At 39.3% G+C, this 13,303-nt stretch carries 19 protein-coding genes, 1 tRNA gene and 1 other RNA gene; 5 read left to right on the top strand and 16 right to left on the bottom strand.

What is annotated here, in order from left to right:
* Position 1: 1 nt before the first annotated feature.
* The 9 genes from FWE37_02565 to FWE37_02525 form a co-directional block, all read right to left on the bottom strand.
* Positions 2–763: an ATP-binding protein gene (locus FWE37_02565; GenBank protein ID MCL2519872.1), complete on the bottom strand. Its 762-nt coding sequence runs from the start codon at positions 761–763 to the stop codon at positions 2–4.
* Positions 741–1,622, bottom strand: a complete 882-nt coding sequence (locus tag FWE37_02560) for a hypothetical protein (GenBank protein MCL2519871.1) — start codon at positions 1,620–1,622, stop codon at positions 741–743. The genes FWE37_02565 and FWE37_02560 overlap by 23 nt, the downstream gene beginning before the upstream one ends.
* A 191-nt stretch (positions 1,623–1,813) precedes the next feature.
* A complete protein-coding gene (locus FWE37_02555; GenBank protein MCL2519870.1) occupies positions 1,814–2,782 on the bottom strand; it encodes a recombinase RecT in 969 nt (322 codons plus the stop codon).
* A complete protein-coding gene (locus tag FWE37_02550; GenBank protein ID MCL2519869.1) occupies positions 2,782–3,894 on the bottom strand; it encodes a YqaJ viral recombinase family protein in 1,113 nt (370 codons plus the stop codon). Before FWE37_02550 ends, FWE37_02555 begins: the two co-directional genes overlap by 1 nt.
* Positions 3,881–4,021 carry a hypothetical protein gene (locus FWE37_02545; GenBank protein ID MCL2519868.1) on the bottom strand — a complete coding sequence of 47 codons (141 nt, stop codon included), beginning with the start codon at positions 4,019–4,021 and terminating at the stop codon, positions 3,881–3,883. Before FWE37_02545 ends, FWE37_02550 begins: the two co-directional genes overlap by 14 nt.
* Entirely contained in the window at positions 4,022–4,201 is a 180-nt protein-coding gene (locus FWE37_02540) for a hypothetical protein (GenBank protein MCL2519867.1), read from the bottom strand. It lies immediately after the preceding gene.
* A 117-nt stretch (positions 4,202–4,318) separates the two neighbouring features.
* Positions 4,319–4,591: a hypothetical protein gene (locus FWE37_02535; GenBank protein MCL2519866.1), complete on the bottom strand. Its 273-nt coding sequence runs from the start codon at positions 4,589–4,591 to the stop codon at positions 4,319–4,321.
* Entirely contained in the window at positions 4,575–4,718 is a 144-nt protein-coding gene (locus tag FWE37_02530) for a hypothetical protein (protein MCL2519865.1), read from the bottom strand. The genes FWE37_02535 and FWE37_02530 overlap by 17 nt, the downstream gene beginning before the upstream one ends.
* 106 nt (positions 4,719–4,824) lie before the next feature.
* Positions 4,825–5,031 carry a hypothetical protein gene (locus FWE37_02525; GenBank protein MCL2519864.1) on the bottom strand — a complete coding sequence of 69 codons (207 nt, stop codon included), beginning with the start codon at positions 5,029–5,031 and terminating at the stop codon, positions 4,825–4,827.
* Between the two features lie 246 nt (positions 5,032–5,277).
* Between FWE37_02525 and FWE37_02520 the strand changes: the two genes are divergently transcribed.
* The 3 genes from FWE37_02520 to FWE37_02510 all read left to right on the top strand — a co-directional run bounded on the left by FWE37_02520 (position 5,278) and on the right by FWE37_02510 (position 6,328).
* The gene (locus tag FWE37_02520; GenBank protein ID MCL2519863.1) at positions 5,278–5,628 is read left to right on the top strand and encodes a helix-turn-helix domain-containing protein; all 351 of its coding nucleotides are present in this window, start codon (positions 5,278–5,280) and stop codon (positions 5,626–5,628) included.
* A gap of 110 nt (positions 5,629–5,738) precedes the next feature.
* Positions 5,739–6,068, top strand: coding sequence for a type II toxin-antitoxin system RelE/ParE family toxin (locus FWE37_02515; GenBank protein MCL2519862.1), 330 nt, complete (start codon positions 5,739–5,741; stop codon positions 6,066–6,068).
* Positions 6,069–6,070: 2 nt separating this feature from the next.
* Positions 6,071–6,328: a hypothetical protein gene (locus tag FWE37_02510; GenBank protein MCL2519861.1), complete on the top strand. Its 258-nt coding sequence runs from the start codon at positions 6,071–6,073 to the stop codon at positions 6,326–6,328.
* Positions 6,329–6,378: 50 nt separating this feature from the next.
* On the opposite strand, the gene FWE37_02505 is transcribed toward FWE37_02510, so the two are convergent.
* The 7 genes from FWE37_02505 to FWE37_02475 form a co-directional block, all read right to left on the bottom strand.
* Positions 6,379–7,527 carry a site-specific integrase gene (locus tag FWE37_02505; protein MCL2519860.1) on the bottom strand — a complete coding sequence of 383 codons (1,149 nt, stop codon included), beginning with the start codon at positions 7,525–7,527 and terminating at the stop codon, positions 6,379–6,381.
* Positions 7,528–7,604: 77 nt separating this feature from the next.
* Positions 7,605–7,986, bottom strand: a transfer-messenger RNA (tmRNA) gene (gene ssrA / locus FWE37_02500).
* Between the two features lie 84 nt (positions 7,987–8,070).
* The gene (locus FWE37_02495) at positions 8,071–9,087 is read right to left on the bottom strand and encodes an ornithine cyclodeaminase (protein ID MCL2519859.1); all 1,017 of its coding nucleotides are present in this window, start codon (positions 9,085–9,087) and stop codon (positions 8,071–8,073) included.
* Positions 9,088–9,153: 66 nt separating this feature from the next.
* The gene (locus FWE37_02490; GenBank protein ID MCL2519858.1) at positions 9,154–10,101 is read right to left on the bottom strand and encodes an SPFH/Band 7/PHB domain protein; all 948 of its coding nucleotides are present in this window, start codon (positions 10,099–10,101) and stop codon (positions 9,154–9,156) included.
* Positions 10,102–10,112: 11 nt separating this feature from the next.
* Positions 10,113–10,568 carry an NfeD family protein gene (locus FWE37_02485; GenBank protein ID MCL2519857.1) on the bottom strand — a complete coding sequence of 152 codons (456 nt, stop codon included), beginning with the start codon at positions 10,566–10,568 and terminating at the stop codon, positions 10,113–10,115.
* A 60-nt stretch (positions 10,569–10,628) separates the two neighbouring features.
* Positions 10,629–10,805, bottom strand: a complete 177-nt coding sequence (locus tag FWE37_02480; GenBank protein ID MCL2519856.1) for a 4Fe-4S binding protein — start codon at positions 10,803–10,805, stop codon at positions 10,629–10,631.
* Between the two features lie 136 nt (positions 10,806–10,941).
* Positions 10,942–11,535 carry a hypothetical protein gene (locus FWE37_02475; protein MCL2519855.1) on the bottom strand — a complete coding sequence of 198 codons (594 nt, stop codon included), beginning with the start codon at positions 11,533–11,535 and terminating at the stop codon, positions 10,942–10,944.
* Between the two features lie 336 nt (positions 11,536–11,871).
* Here FWE37_02475 and FWE37_02470 point away from each other — a divergent pair.
* Positions 11,872–11,950, top strand: a tRNA-Leu gene (locus FWE37_02470).
* Between the two features lie 25 nt (positions 11,951–11,975).
* Positions 11,976–13,303: UDP-N-acetylmuramate--L-alanine ligase (gene murC / locus FWE37_02465; protein MCL2519854.1), on the top strand; the 1,328-nt coding region annotated here is incomplete at its 3' end.

Genomic DNA, 13,303 nt, shown 5'->3' with positions numbered 1-13,303 from the left:
GCTATTCCTCCTTTATGTCTTTTATTTGCCTGTAGCTTTTGCCCTCAAACTTAATCACTATCTGCCTATTACGGTCGGTAATGCGGTCGTATACATCTGCTCCCAAGTACATATCAATACCCATCGCTACTATGTTGCCGTCTTTATCAAACTTTGTACGGCCAAAATTGCTTATGTAAATGGTAGTAAGGAAATTATTACGGCGGTGTTCTACCAGTTCATAAATTTCATTTTGGTCATTTTGGTTAAATTTACCATTAGCGTAGGCTTTTACCGCACGGTGCAAATCTTCTATAATTAACAACTGACTGTTAAGGTAAGTATGGTTAAGCCTATCCTTGCTGGTAGCCTTGAGGTAACCGGTGGTAAAACCTTTGCGATAGGCTTCAATTACTATACGCACGGCCATTGTTGTCTTACCGGTACCCGGCGGCCCATAAAAAGTAAGGCCAATACCTTGCTCAATATTGCTAGTTAAATTGGCAATGTAATCGCTAATATCTAGGTGGCTTACACATATCAGGTGAATTTCACTGGCTCCACTTTGTTTGATGATGTTATCTTTAAAGTCCGAATATTTATCGGCTTTAAGCTTTAGAGCATGTTTTTTATTCTCTTCAGATTGAGCTCTTTCAAGGCACTTAAGACATTCGTATTCGCCGCTATACACGCTGCATTGCAGGGTTATTTCACCGCAGATAAGGCACATTATCATATCTTTCTTTACATGGCTAAGCATATTATAGGTCTTCTGTATCTTCAAAACTGTTTCCTCTTATTATTTTTTTGTTTTTTTCTTTATCACGTATAAACCAGTCGCAAATGCGTTTGTAGTCGTTCTTATTTCTTTTGGCAAATTCTTTAGGATTGTTGCCAAACCAAAGCGCAAGAGCAGTTATCTTTTTCATCGCCTCCTCTTCCCCTTTGGCAGCTACCAAAATATTGTATTCCTTTTGCGTTAGTTCTACCGGTATATCAAATATCAATCCATCAACTTCGGTAGGCTCAAAGGTTAAAAAACCTTGAGCTTTACGTTTAGCATATTCATTTTTAGGGGCATGGCTTATTTTTCCTTTAGGTTCGGTAGGCTCAAGGGTTAAAGGCATTTCTTTCTGCTTAGGGCAATCTAATCTAAGCTCGCAGCTGCTGCATGGCTTATGGTTACAACCATCAAGTACCTCACTTGGGAATAAAGCCACTCTTTTACTTTGCCCCGAAGCCGCTTGCGGCAAAGGGGGCTCTTTCTGTTTGTTTTGTTTTATATTTTGTTTCTTTTTTTTATGTAGGTCATTTATGCCCGAAATTCGGTCAGATGTGTCCTCTAAGCGGTCAGATTTATCCGAAATTCGGTCAGATGTGCCCGATTGATTATTATGTACTTCTATTAGCTGGTTTTTGGTAAAGGTTAAATAACCGCATTCAGTTATTCTATTTTTCCACCTTCTTAGTGTTCTGCCATCTTTGTCTATGTTATATTTTTCACAAAAATAAGCAGTATTTACATAGCAATACCCTTTGGACGCATAGATACCTAGCAAATCTTTTAAAAATATAAAGCAACACCTTATGCGTCTATCTTTCTCTGCTACTTGCATAATTTTAGCTATCTCTTCTTTAGTCATATTACTTCCCACATTGTAGTTCTTTTTTATTAATCATTAATTTAATTATCAATTTATGTTAATTAATATAATGTAATTAATTTATAGATACAAAATAACCTATTCTTAATGTTATTAACATGCGTCATAGGATACCTCTGATTATTAATTATGGCATTAAGTAGCCCCACAAAATTAGGGCTACTTATAAATTAGTAAATTTCTAATTCTCCTTCTTGTTTATTTTGCATATACTCATATTCTTCTACCTGTTTTTTACAACTGCCCCAAATATCGTAAATAAACTCTAAACTTTCTTTTTCAGCCTTACGGTAAATATCTCCGGCCTTTTTAGCAGTGAATAAACTGTACCTTACTCCTTTATTAAGTATATCCCTAAGATCTAACAAAGCAGCTAATTTTTCACTTTCATCCGGTACTGTAGTGCCGTCATTAACCGGCTGGGTGATGACAGGCTTAGAGGATTCTTTTTCCGGTGATAGTTGAGTAACATCTTTAGTTGCTAAATAAGCTGGTTCTAGTTCCGGTGTTACATCTTTAATCTTAGCTTTTGGCAATGAATTGGCAGATATGTCCTCTAGTTCTTCAGTAGTTTGTAACCCAAGCATGGCCTCTGGGCAATAAGTACGCACAAAAAAGGAGGCAGCACGGTAACGAATCATTTGCTCGGGCATACTTTGCCACTTACTGCCCTTTTTGTTAAGCCAACCCTCTTTTACAATCATTTCCCATGTAATCCAAGTGCCTTTTACCTGATTATTATCACTTTTTCGGGTAGCTACTAATCGGCACTTTAGGTTATTACCCGCTTCACCCTCTAGCTCGAAGTCTATGTTTTTAAATTTACCGCAGTTTTCTATAAGTACAATAGAAAATTGGCCGCTCCAGCTAGGCATACCATCTACCACATACATATTTTGTAATACCATTAATGGCGGTATATTTGTCCGCCGCGCCACATCAAGGGCAATGACGCAATTAGCAATGCCTTTTTCACCCCTATAATGAGATGGGACAAAATCACTGGCAACTAGCAGCTGTGCTTGTCTCTGCACAAATGCAAATGCTTCGCTATCTGTCCATATATTAGCCAATGTATTACTTTTTTGTGGTATTTCAGATAAAGATATATTTTTAAGTTTTTCTCCATTTACTGTCATTACCTAACTCCTTTAATAGTTATTCTTTCATTAGTGGTTGTTTTACTATACTGTTGGTACAATCCGGCAGCTTTAATTGCTTCGGTATCTATACTCGTACAGCTTCTTAAGCTCTTTTCTATTTGCCATTTACCAGCCTTTACCAGTAGCTTGCCCTCTTTATTATCATTAATACCTAGCTCTTTTTGTGCATTCAGCACAGCTAATAGTACCGCTTGCTCGGCCTTAGCCTCTGTTTCGGTCAGCGGTTTAAGCTCCTTTTCTTTGGCTAGCCGTGCGGCACGTGCCTCTTGATAAGCCTCAATTAGCGGCTCGGCCCCGTCAAGGGCAAAGGTATAACCCATCTTAAGGCTGTCTTTAAGGGTATCTGTCTCGCACTCTAGGCCGCTCGGCTCGGGCGGGGTTTGGTTTTTTAAATGTTGCTCAAATAAACATGCCATATTATACAATTTTTTGCATTCATCATCGTTACGGTTAATAATGTAATAGGTTATTTTGGCGGCCACTTTGTCGTAAGCGGCCACTAAAAATTGCCTAAGGCCAGTAACAAGCATGTAGTGCTGGCACTGCCACCAGTAGGCTTTAGGCAATTCTCCTCTGGCTAGCTCCTTATTGCGGTAGCTATCAAAGGTTTTAATCTCTAGCCCTACCTCGCTTTGTAGGGTTATGCCGTTAAGGGTAATTCCGTACGCGGCTACCTCATCGCTAAACTCAATGTAGCCGTCAAGGTTGGCACTTAAAAAGGGCATATCTTTTCTCTCTAACATAGGTATGCTGTCGTAAATCGTAAAGTCTTCACCGCTTGTTAAACTAAAGGTGTTTATGCCGTCCATCAGTGTAATGCCGTCTGCAACAATTTGGCCCATAACAACGGCCTCTAGCCGGTTACCCGCCTGCGTTGCCTCATTGCCTGCAAACTCACTTGACTCACCCGTTTTTTTAAGGTATAGTGTTAATGGGCTGGCGTATTTGCTAGCCCCCATTAATGCCCCCGCTTCACTTCCGCCAATATGTTTGCTACGGGCGGCTAACCACTCGGCCTCGTTACCTTCTTTAGTTACGTTTAGCACGGTAACAGGCCATTTTTTTATAATGTCGTTAATTTTGTTCATCGTTTTCCTCTATTTGTGGGCAATTATGCACGCAATCTTTGCCCAAACATTCTTCGTAAATGCACGGCGGGGTACAGTCTCTGCAACCATCGCACTCTTTACCGCCTTTCACGCACCTGTAGGCCATTTACCTTTTGCCCTCCAGTCCGTAATAAATTCTTATTCTGCCCATAAGCAACCAGTATGGACCGCCAGTAGCATTATTAAATTTAAGCTTCATATAACACCCTCCATAGTTATTGCTTGTAGGGTTTACTTCTTTAATGGCTTTGGTCACCCGTGCTCTTCCGCCAATATATCTGCTCATTAATTTATACTCCTTATTAACCATTTAATTAAAGCGTTAAGTCTATTTGCCCTCCGTTTCTTACGGTTATAACGATTATAGTAAATACTTAGCATATATCGTTTTTTATTCATTTAATTACCCCATCATTTGTTTTCTAACATCATCAATTACGCTAAATAAATACTGCACAAACATATTGTCTTCACCATTTTCTTTGTCATTATAAAGGTTTACTATTTCTACCGGTGTTAAGGTAGCAGCCCAAATCTTGGCGTGCTTTAAAAAGCATGGCCGGCAAATGTTTAAGTCTTCATCATTAGTGTATAAATCGTAGCCGTAGCTATCATTGCTGCCGCAAATCGGGCAAAGGTCATCTTCGTTCCCGTATGGGTTAATTGTTTCTTGCATTTTTAAACTCCTCATAAGTATCGCTTAGCCAGTCAAAAAACCGTTCTTTAACTTCTTCCCGCCACTCTTTGTATTCACCATAGTTATCAAAATCACTAGCGTCAAAATCTTCACTGAAGTTTTCCATCTTTTGCTCCTCTATATTTTATTTTAATTAAGTTGTTATTTAAAGTATTTACCGTTTAATTGTGCGCCTTGTGGTTTACTCCTTGTTAGTTATTTACTAAACATTTTTAATCTTTAAAATCGGGGAATACTTCCCTTATAGCTACACTGCTAATAATGTAGCGGCGGCGCAGTTTAAGACCGTTGCCATCGTTCATAATAGTTGCCCTAATGACCCCTCTATCGCACATAGCAATAATGCTAGTTGGGCTTGGGGTACCACCCAGCAAGCGGCTAAGCCTGCTGGCACTGTAGTATTTAACTTTTTGTTCCATTAATTTACTCCTCTATATTTTATTTTAATTAAGTTATTGTTTAAAGTATTTACCGTTTAATTGTAGCCGAAGCTCTCCTTTTTTTGTAAACATCTTGTTTGTCAAGATGCTTACAAATATTATGTACATAATATTTGTGTTAAAAAAACTCATTTTTGACTTTACGGCCATATAATAAGTCATATTTGATTTTTTGTCAAGTCAAATATGACTTATTTATCGATAATTTTATTAAAGGATAAAGTTATGAATGTATTTTGGACACAATTTGATGAAATTATTAATAGTAGAGGAATTAGCAATAAAGAGGTTTATTCGGCTATTGGTGTTCCACAGCCTTCATTTTCAAGATGGCAAAGAAATGATGAATTACCGCCAGTTAATAAAGTAATTGAAATGGCACAGTTCTTTAATGTTAGCATTGATTATTTGTTATTAGGTAAGCAAGTTAAAAACCGAACTATATTACCTTCAGCAATTACCACTATTGCCCATAAACTTACAAGTTTAAAACCGGAGCAACTAGAGGCCGTTTCATTATTGGTAGATGGCTTTATAGCTAAAAACCAACAGTTAAGTAAAGCGGCTGGCGCGTAATTTAAGCCATACCTATACAGGCCTAGTTACGGCCTATATTTACCTATCGCTACCAACCGGCCTTAAACTTAAACAAATAAAAAATGCGTATATAATTAATTGAATATTATATGCGCAAAATACACTATTTACGCATTATTGACATATTGGCCATATATGACTATAATTTAGGTGTGGAAGTAAAGCTTACTAAGCAGGCACAAAGTTATTTAGATAAATTACCTAAGCCTGATAAAGTAAAGATAAATAACGCTATAGATGGTTTAAAGCAAGAACCGCCTTTAGGCGACATTAAGCAGTATAAAGGTACTGGTTATGATACTTGGCGGCTTAAGGCTACTAGTAAATACAGAATTATTTATGAATACTATAACAACAGTATTGTAGTAACGCATATTGCACCACGCGGCCAAGCTTATACCAAAAAAACAAGGGGGTAAAGATGAGTAATATAGTATCAAGAGAAGAATTACAAGGCTACCTAGCCACTATGCCTGAAAGCAAACTTAATTTAATTAGGCCACTCTTAGTTAAACTTTTAAAACCTAAAAAGTTAAAGCTTAATATTAAGCCCGCTAACCAGCATGAAAGGGCAACATCTAAAAAAATAATGGCCGAATACATAGATAACCCCGAAGGCTTAGTTACGTGGGAAGATTATAAAAATGGTGTAAGAACTTACAATGAAAGTGAAGAATAGGCTTAATATTAAGCCTGCTAACAAGCAGGAAAGAGCTAGGACGTGGTTACCTAGCTCTTTTGTAAAATATCGTTTAAAATTTTCTCCTGCAATGTTAAAACATCACTTAACTGGTCTTTAGTAAAGCGGGTGTACTTATCGGTCATATCGGTATTAGCGTGCCCCATTATGGCCTTTATTTTGATAGGGTTAATGTTATTTTGCACAAGGTGTGTATTAAAAAAAGCCCGCCAGTGGTGCGGAGGCATTTCGCCAACGCTTGCTAGTTTAGCGGCATCACGCATAACTAAAACTAACCTTGTGCGGGAATATGGCTTATTGCCATAAAAGCTAAAGATATAGTGGTTACCGCCAAAGCCATTAATAGCCGTTATAGCCTTAATTAAGGAGGCAGGTAAGGGTACTATACGGCTTTCACCATTCTTTGGAGTGGTGCGTTTATGAGTTGCTTTAGTATCATAGTTGCCATTTACGCTTATCACCTCATCTTTAATATCAACATCGCAATGCCTTAATGCTAAAAGCTCACCAAGCCTTAACCCTGTACAGCAAGCAGTAATAAATAGTAAACGATACTGCTCACTACTCTCGGCCTTTTGCCAATTTTTAAGGCTAAAAAAATTAACAGCTTCATTATAATTGATTAATATCTTCTCTTTGGGTTTATCAATTAATGGTTTAGTCCGCTCGCAAGGGTTTTCTTTAATTAAACCTGCGTCAATAGCTTCTTCAAGTAATATGCTAAGCACACTTTTAGCACTATTACCAGTTTTACCGCTTAGCCCTTTATCAATAAAGCTTAATAACCACTTGTCAATTTTTTTAGGGGTAATTTCATTTATCTTTAGCTTATTAAAGTATGGCAAGATATGTGTTGTAAATAGGTTGCGGTAGCGGCGTACTGTACTTTCTTTAATACCTTGTTTACCTTTAACTGTACGCGATAGTTTACCTTGAACATATGGGCATTTATCCCAAATGAAATAGTCTTTAAAGAAGTCTCCAAATTTGGTGTCTTGCTGGTTAGTAAAACCTCCAGCTTGATAAACTTCTTGCAGGTAGGCCATTGCTTTAGCTTTAGTTACTTGGCCAGTGCTTCGGCGGTTCAGACGCTCACCATCGGTATTATACCCTTGATAGTACCAATATTTACTAGTGGCTATTTTAAATAGTGTGTAAGGTTGTTTGTATTTACCCATAGTTAAACTACATTGCTCACAATAATGCTCACAACTAATTTTTCAATAAAGTAAATACTTATATAACAACAACTTAAAAATGGAGGTGGCGGGAGTTGAACCCGCGTCCTAAAAGGCGATATTTAACCCTCTACAAGCTTAGTTTATTATTCCAATTTTAGATAGCACGCGGTCAATAAACAATCCTGTGTTACCCTAGCTTAATAAATTGTCCCTATAAACCCTTAGGCAAATAAATAGGTTAGCTTTGGTTAAGTTACAAACTTATAAAGCCTCAAAGCGGCGTCTTTATAAGCCCGTAGCCGCACTATTAAGCAGCTAAAGCCAAGTTAGGAGCAAGCTCGAAGCTTACTACATCGTTCTTTTTGGCAGTTAAATTTTTTGCACAGTTTAAAGAGTTGCACGCTCTGCTTGCCAACTAAACAGCGACATCTCCTAGTCGAAAGCCAAAACACCCCCATTTAATATTAACTACTACATAATATACAAGCTATTAAGCAAAAATGTCAATAGCTTGTTACTCTAAAAAATTAAAATAAATATTTAAATTGCCGAAATAAGGTTTTTAGGGTCGGTAATCGGCGGTATCATATCTATATCGTGCCCAATGTTATATTTATTGGCCAAATCGTAAGCAAGACGTAAAACCGAAAAATCTTCTACTGCAAAACCAACCGAATCAAAAATAGTTACCTCATCGGCCTTTTCACGGCCGCTCTTCTGGCCGTTAATAATCTCCCACAACTCGGCGTGTAAAACTTTGTCCACCTCGTCTTGGGTAAGCTGCTGTAAGTCACCTTCTATTAAAGATTGCTCGGTAAATTCTACCACCACTTTACCGCGGAAAAGCAGCTCGCGTTCCAGCTCGGTTTTGCCGGGACAATCCCCGCCCAGCCCATTAATATGCTGGCCGGCCTTCACCCAATCGCTTTTAAGCACCACCACATGTTTTTTACAGGCGGTACAAACGGTAATTACATCGGCTCCCGTTACGGCCTCTTCGGCGCTTTTACAGCGAATAAGCTCTAGGCCCGCACCTTTTAAATTACACTCAAATTTATCCATCGCCGCCGGGTCGGTATCAAAATAACGCACAGTTTTGATGGGTAAAACAAGTTTGGTAGCCTTAGCCTGAAACTCGCTTTGCGCCCCAGTACCTATAAGAGCCAACACCGCAGAATCTTTACGTGCTAAATACATACTAGCCAGCGCGGCGGTAGCGGCCGTTCTAAAAGCTGTTAAGATGGTCATCTCCGAAATAAGCAGCGGGTAGCCGTATTTAATTTCCGAAAGTTGGCCGGTAGCCACAACGGTTTGTTTGCCGGCAGCCGGATTATCGGGGTGGCCATTAACAAATTTATAAGCAAAATATTCTTTATCGGCCGTAGGCATAAGCTCTTGCACTCCGCCCGGCACGTGGGCCGCATAACGCGGCGATTTATCAAAATCCTGCCAACGGCTAAAATCGCTCTTGATATAATCTATCAAATCAAGCATAAATTTATCAAAAGAATGTTTTTCAACAATTTTTTTTAAATCACTAACAGTAACAAGTTTCATCTTACCCTCCTCTTAATCTTAATGATACTGTAGCCGCAAAGCTACAGTATTTAATCAAATAATTAACTAATTTTTAGTTGTTTTAGCAATTTCGGTTAAACTGCTGGCCAAACCGGCCAAACTTTGTATTTCGCTGGGGATAATAAGCTTGGTCGATTGCCCTTCGGCTACCTGCCCTAAAGTTTCTAGAGCCTTTAAAGTTAAAGCAGCTTGCGAGGGACTAACTTTATTAATGTAGTCAAGACCCGTCGCAATGGCCAACTGCACTTGCTTAATCGCCTCAGCTTCACCTTCGGCTTCGCGGATAGCGGCCTCTTTTTTAGCTTCGGCAGCTAAAATAACAGCGGCTTTATCGGCCTCTGCCCTTAAAATAGTGGCTTGTTTTTGTCCTTCGGCCAGTAAAACCGAACTCTTCTTTTCGCCCTCGCTCTGCAAAATAATTTGCCGGCGTTCGCGTTCGGCACGCATCTGCTTTTCCATACTATCTTGTATATCACGCGGCGGCATAATGTTACGCAACTCTACCCTTGTAATACGAATGCCCCATGGGTCGGTGGCCTCATCAAGGATAGAGCGAATACGTGTATTAATAATATCACGGCTGGTTAAACTTTCATCAAGCTCCAGCTCGCCCACAATGTTACGCAGTGTTGTGGTGGTTAAATTTTCTATCGCACTTAAAGGGTGAGCTACACCGTAAGCGTACAATTTAGGGTCGGTAATTTGAAAGAAAACAATGGTATCTATTTGCATAGTAACATTATCTTTAGTAATAACCGGCTGCGGCGGAAAATCGGCAATTTGCTCTTTAAGCGAGGCTATTCGGGCAATACGATCCACAATAGGCCACTTCCAGTGCAAACCAACTTGCCACGTGGTTAAATAAGCCCCAAGTCTTTCTATAACATAAGCTTGCGCTTGCGGCACTATCTTAATACAGCTGGCAATAAAAGCTATAAATAAGATGATAATAATAATTACCGGCGTTGGGATACCTGCAATAGTTCCAAACATTCTACACTCCTTTAACTATTTAAAGGGGAAACTACTAGCTTTACCCCCTCTATAGCTTCAACTTTAATTAAGGTTTTTTCTTCTATAATCATATTTACATCGGCGGCTTTAGCGCTCCATATTTGGCCGCTGCCAATTTTTACCTGCCCTGTTGCCTGCACCGCATCGATAGTAACGGTAACTACCCCTTCGGTGCCGATTAAACGGTCTACATTGGTATTGGCCTTTGGTTTAAAAAAACGCTTGGTAAAAGGCCGCAACAGCAGCAAACTAGCGGCACTAAAGACGATAGCTATTATTATTTGTCCGGCAAAAGGCACGCCCAGCAAACTGGCAAAAAACGCCACTAAGCTACCAAAAGCAAACCAAATAGCCGTTAAATTAAACGAAGAAAGCTCTACCACCACTAAGGCAACCACAATAATAAGCCATAAACCTAATTCACTAATAATAAATTCGCTCATCATTTTTTACCTAACTTTTAAAAAAAGTAAAGGCAGCTCGATATATGGCCGCCTTTAATATAATTAAACTACTTTAATAGCCTCTACAGGGCAAACTGCATCACAAGCGGCGCAATCAATACACTCAGCTTCATCGTTAATAAAACGGGCACCATCTTTTTCTACAATAATGCTTACAGGGCATTGGTCATCGCAAACTCCGCAATTTGTACAGATACTGGCATCAACTCTTCTGGCCATTTTGTTCTCCTTATTTTAATTTAATGTATCCATATTGTAACTTAATTACTCTAAAAGTCAAGCCTCTTTTAGTAATAATTATTTTTTAGTAATAATTAAAAATTAAGAAACAATAAACCAAAACTATTAATTTTTGCTAAAGCAACCAAATATGGTTAAAAACGGTTTCTGCAAAGTCATCAAGGTTAAAACGCTCAACAAATTCGCCGCTGGCATCACTAAATTGAATAAAGATAGAAAAAACATAACTGCCGCCGCGCTCGGGCAAATTAACAATTAAGTCGTACCGCTGGCCGTGCCGGCCGTTAAGAGGGGGATTAAACGATTTAATTAAGGTTCCTTGCCAATTATTAGCAGCAAATTCCACCTGCTCCACTTGCCGCCCGGTGGCACGCACAAAGTTGCGCATAACGGCATCAACAGCTTGAGTTTTGTTAAGATTAGCCTCAAAAACTACCGAAAAATTGGCAATAACGCTGCGGCCGTTAAAATTACTGGGCAATCCTGCATCTACAATCGAAAAATTGCGTTCTTGCCCTCTATTTATCATAGCTAAATCTTGCCAGCTGCGCGGTACGGCAATTTCGTGCCAGCGGTTTTGCACCACACGCGGGTCTTCCCATAAGGCCTCAAATTGATTAGCACCTAAACTGCTCACCAAAAACATTAAAAAACCTATTAAAACTGTCGCTTTGTATTTTCCCATCACTTCTTTCCCTAATTCTTTCATTTTAACTTGTTACTTTATTATCGTCAAGCTTTTTAAGCCCTTAATAGTTTTAAAATAAAGCAATTTTACTGTAAACAGTAAAACGCCTTTTACTTGCCGTGCCGTTATCCTATAAAACCTCCCATCATAAAGAATAGCAGAGGGCAAAATATAATATTTAACTTAAGCGGTCCTATTGTAGCATTTTTACGGGGTGTTTTTCAATTTAAAAAGATTACAAGGCAGTTACTTTTACGCAACAGCCGCCGTTTAATTTAAATACTATAACAAATAAAGAATAAGTGTATGTCTTGACAAAAAATAAATTGTACTTTAAAGTAGTAAAAATATAATAATGCGGGCGTGGTGGAATGGTAGACACGTTACTTTGAGGTGGTAATGCTTAGGCGTGAAGGTTCAAGTCCTTTCGCCCGCAATATTTTTTAATTAACTTTTCCAAAATGAAAACACTAACTAACCGGCACATTCATTTTATTGGCATTAAAGGCAGCGGCTGCACCGCTTTAGCCGAGTTGCTAACGGTAAATAATACCATAACCGGCAGTGATACAGCCCAAAAATTTTATACCGATAAAATTTTAGATAAATTAAAAATTCCTTACAACGAAGGTTTTACCGCCGCTAATATCCCGACTAATACCGATTTAGTTATTTACAGCGGGGCTTACAATCAAAGTAACCCCGAGTATGCCGCCGCCTTAAATAAATTTAAATTAAATGATACAATGCTTAGCTACCCGCAGGCGCTAGGGCTGCTTAGCGCCGGTTACCCGCAGGCCGTTGCCGTTGCCGGCGTGCACGGCAAAACCACCACCACCGCCTTAATCGGCCATTTGGTAAAAGGCTTAAATCTAAAGATGGACGTCTTAGCCGGCTCGGCGGTAAGTAGTTTTGACGGCGGGAGCAGCTACAGCGGCGGGTGCGAAGCCTTTATTGCCGAAACCTGCGAGTACCGCCGTCATTTTTTAAATTTTAAAGCCAGCCACTTAGTTATTACCGCCATCGAGCACGACCACCAAGATTATTATCCAAGTTACCAAGATATAGAGGCCGCCTTTACCGAGCTGGCTTTGCAGCTGCCGCCGGGCGGTACGCTTATTTATTGTGCCGATGATGTTGGGGCTAGCCAAGTAGCTACCCTAGTAAGTAAACAACGCAGCGATTTAATCGTTATTCCCTACGGTTTTACCGCCGATAATAACTTTAAGATAGAAAGCTGCCATAGCCAAGATGAGCAGCTTATCTTTAAGCTTAAGCTTTTTGCCCAGCCGCTGGCTTTACCTTTAGCCGGCCGACACAATAGCTTAAATACCGCCGCCGCCTTAGCCGTTTTATTTAGCTTAAATAATAATTTAGAATTTACCAAAATAAAAGAGCTGCTGGCTAACTTTACAGGAGTTAAACGGCGCGGCGAAGTTATTGCTAAAATAAATAACCTTATTATTATGGACGACTATGCGCATCACCCTACCGCTATTAAGGCCACCTTAACGGGGTTAAAACAATTCTATCCCAACAGGCGCTTGGTGGTTAGTTTTATGAGCCACACCTACAGCCGCACGGCCGCCCTTTTTAACGATTTTGCCGCCAGCTTTAACGCTGCCGATGTGTTATTATTGCATAAAATTTTTGCCAGCGCCCGCGAAAAAAATAGCGGCGGCATTGATGGGAAAGCTTTGTCTATCGAAGCTAAAAAACATCATAAAAATGTACATTATTATGAAGAGCCATTAGATGAAAAATGTTTAGATTTTTTATTAAATAATTT

This window comes from Spirochaetaceae bacterium (genome assembly GCA_009784515.1).
Classification (GTDB): Bacteria; Spirochaetota; Spirochaetia; order WRBN01; family WRBN01; genus WRBN01.
The sequence above is the reverse complement of the archived record's forward strand: the minus strand, read 5'-3'. Positions and strand labels throughout refer to the sequence as shown.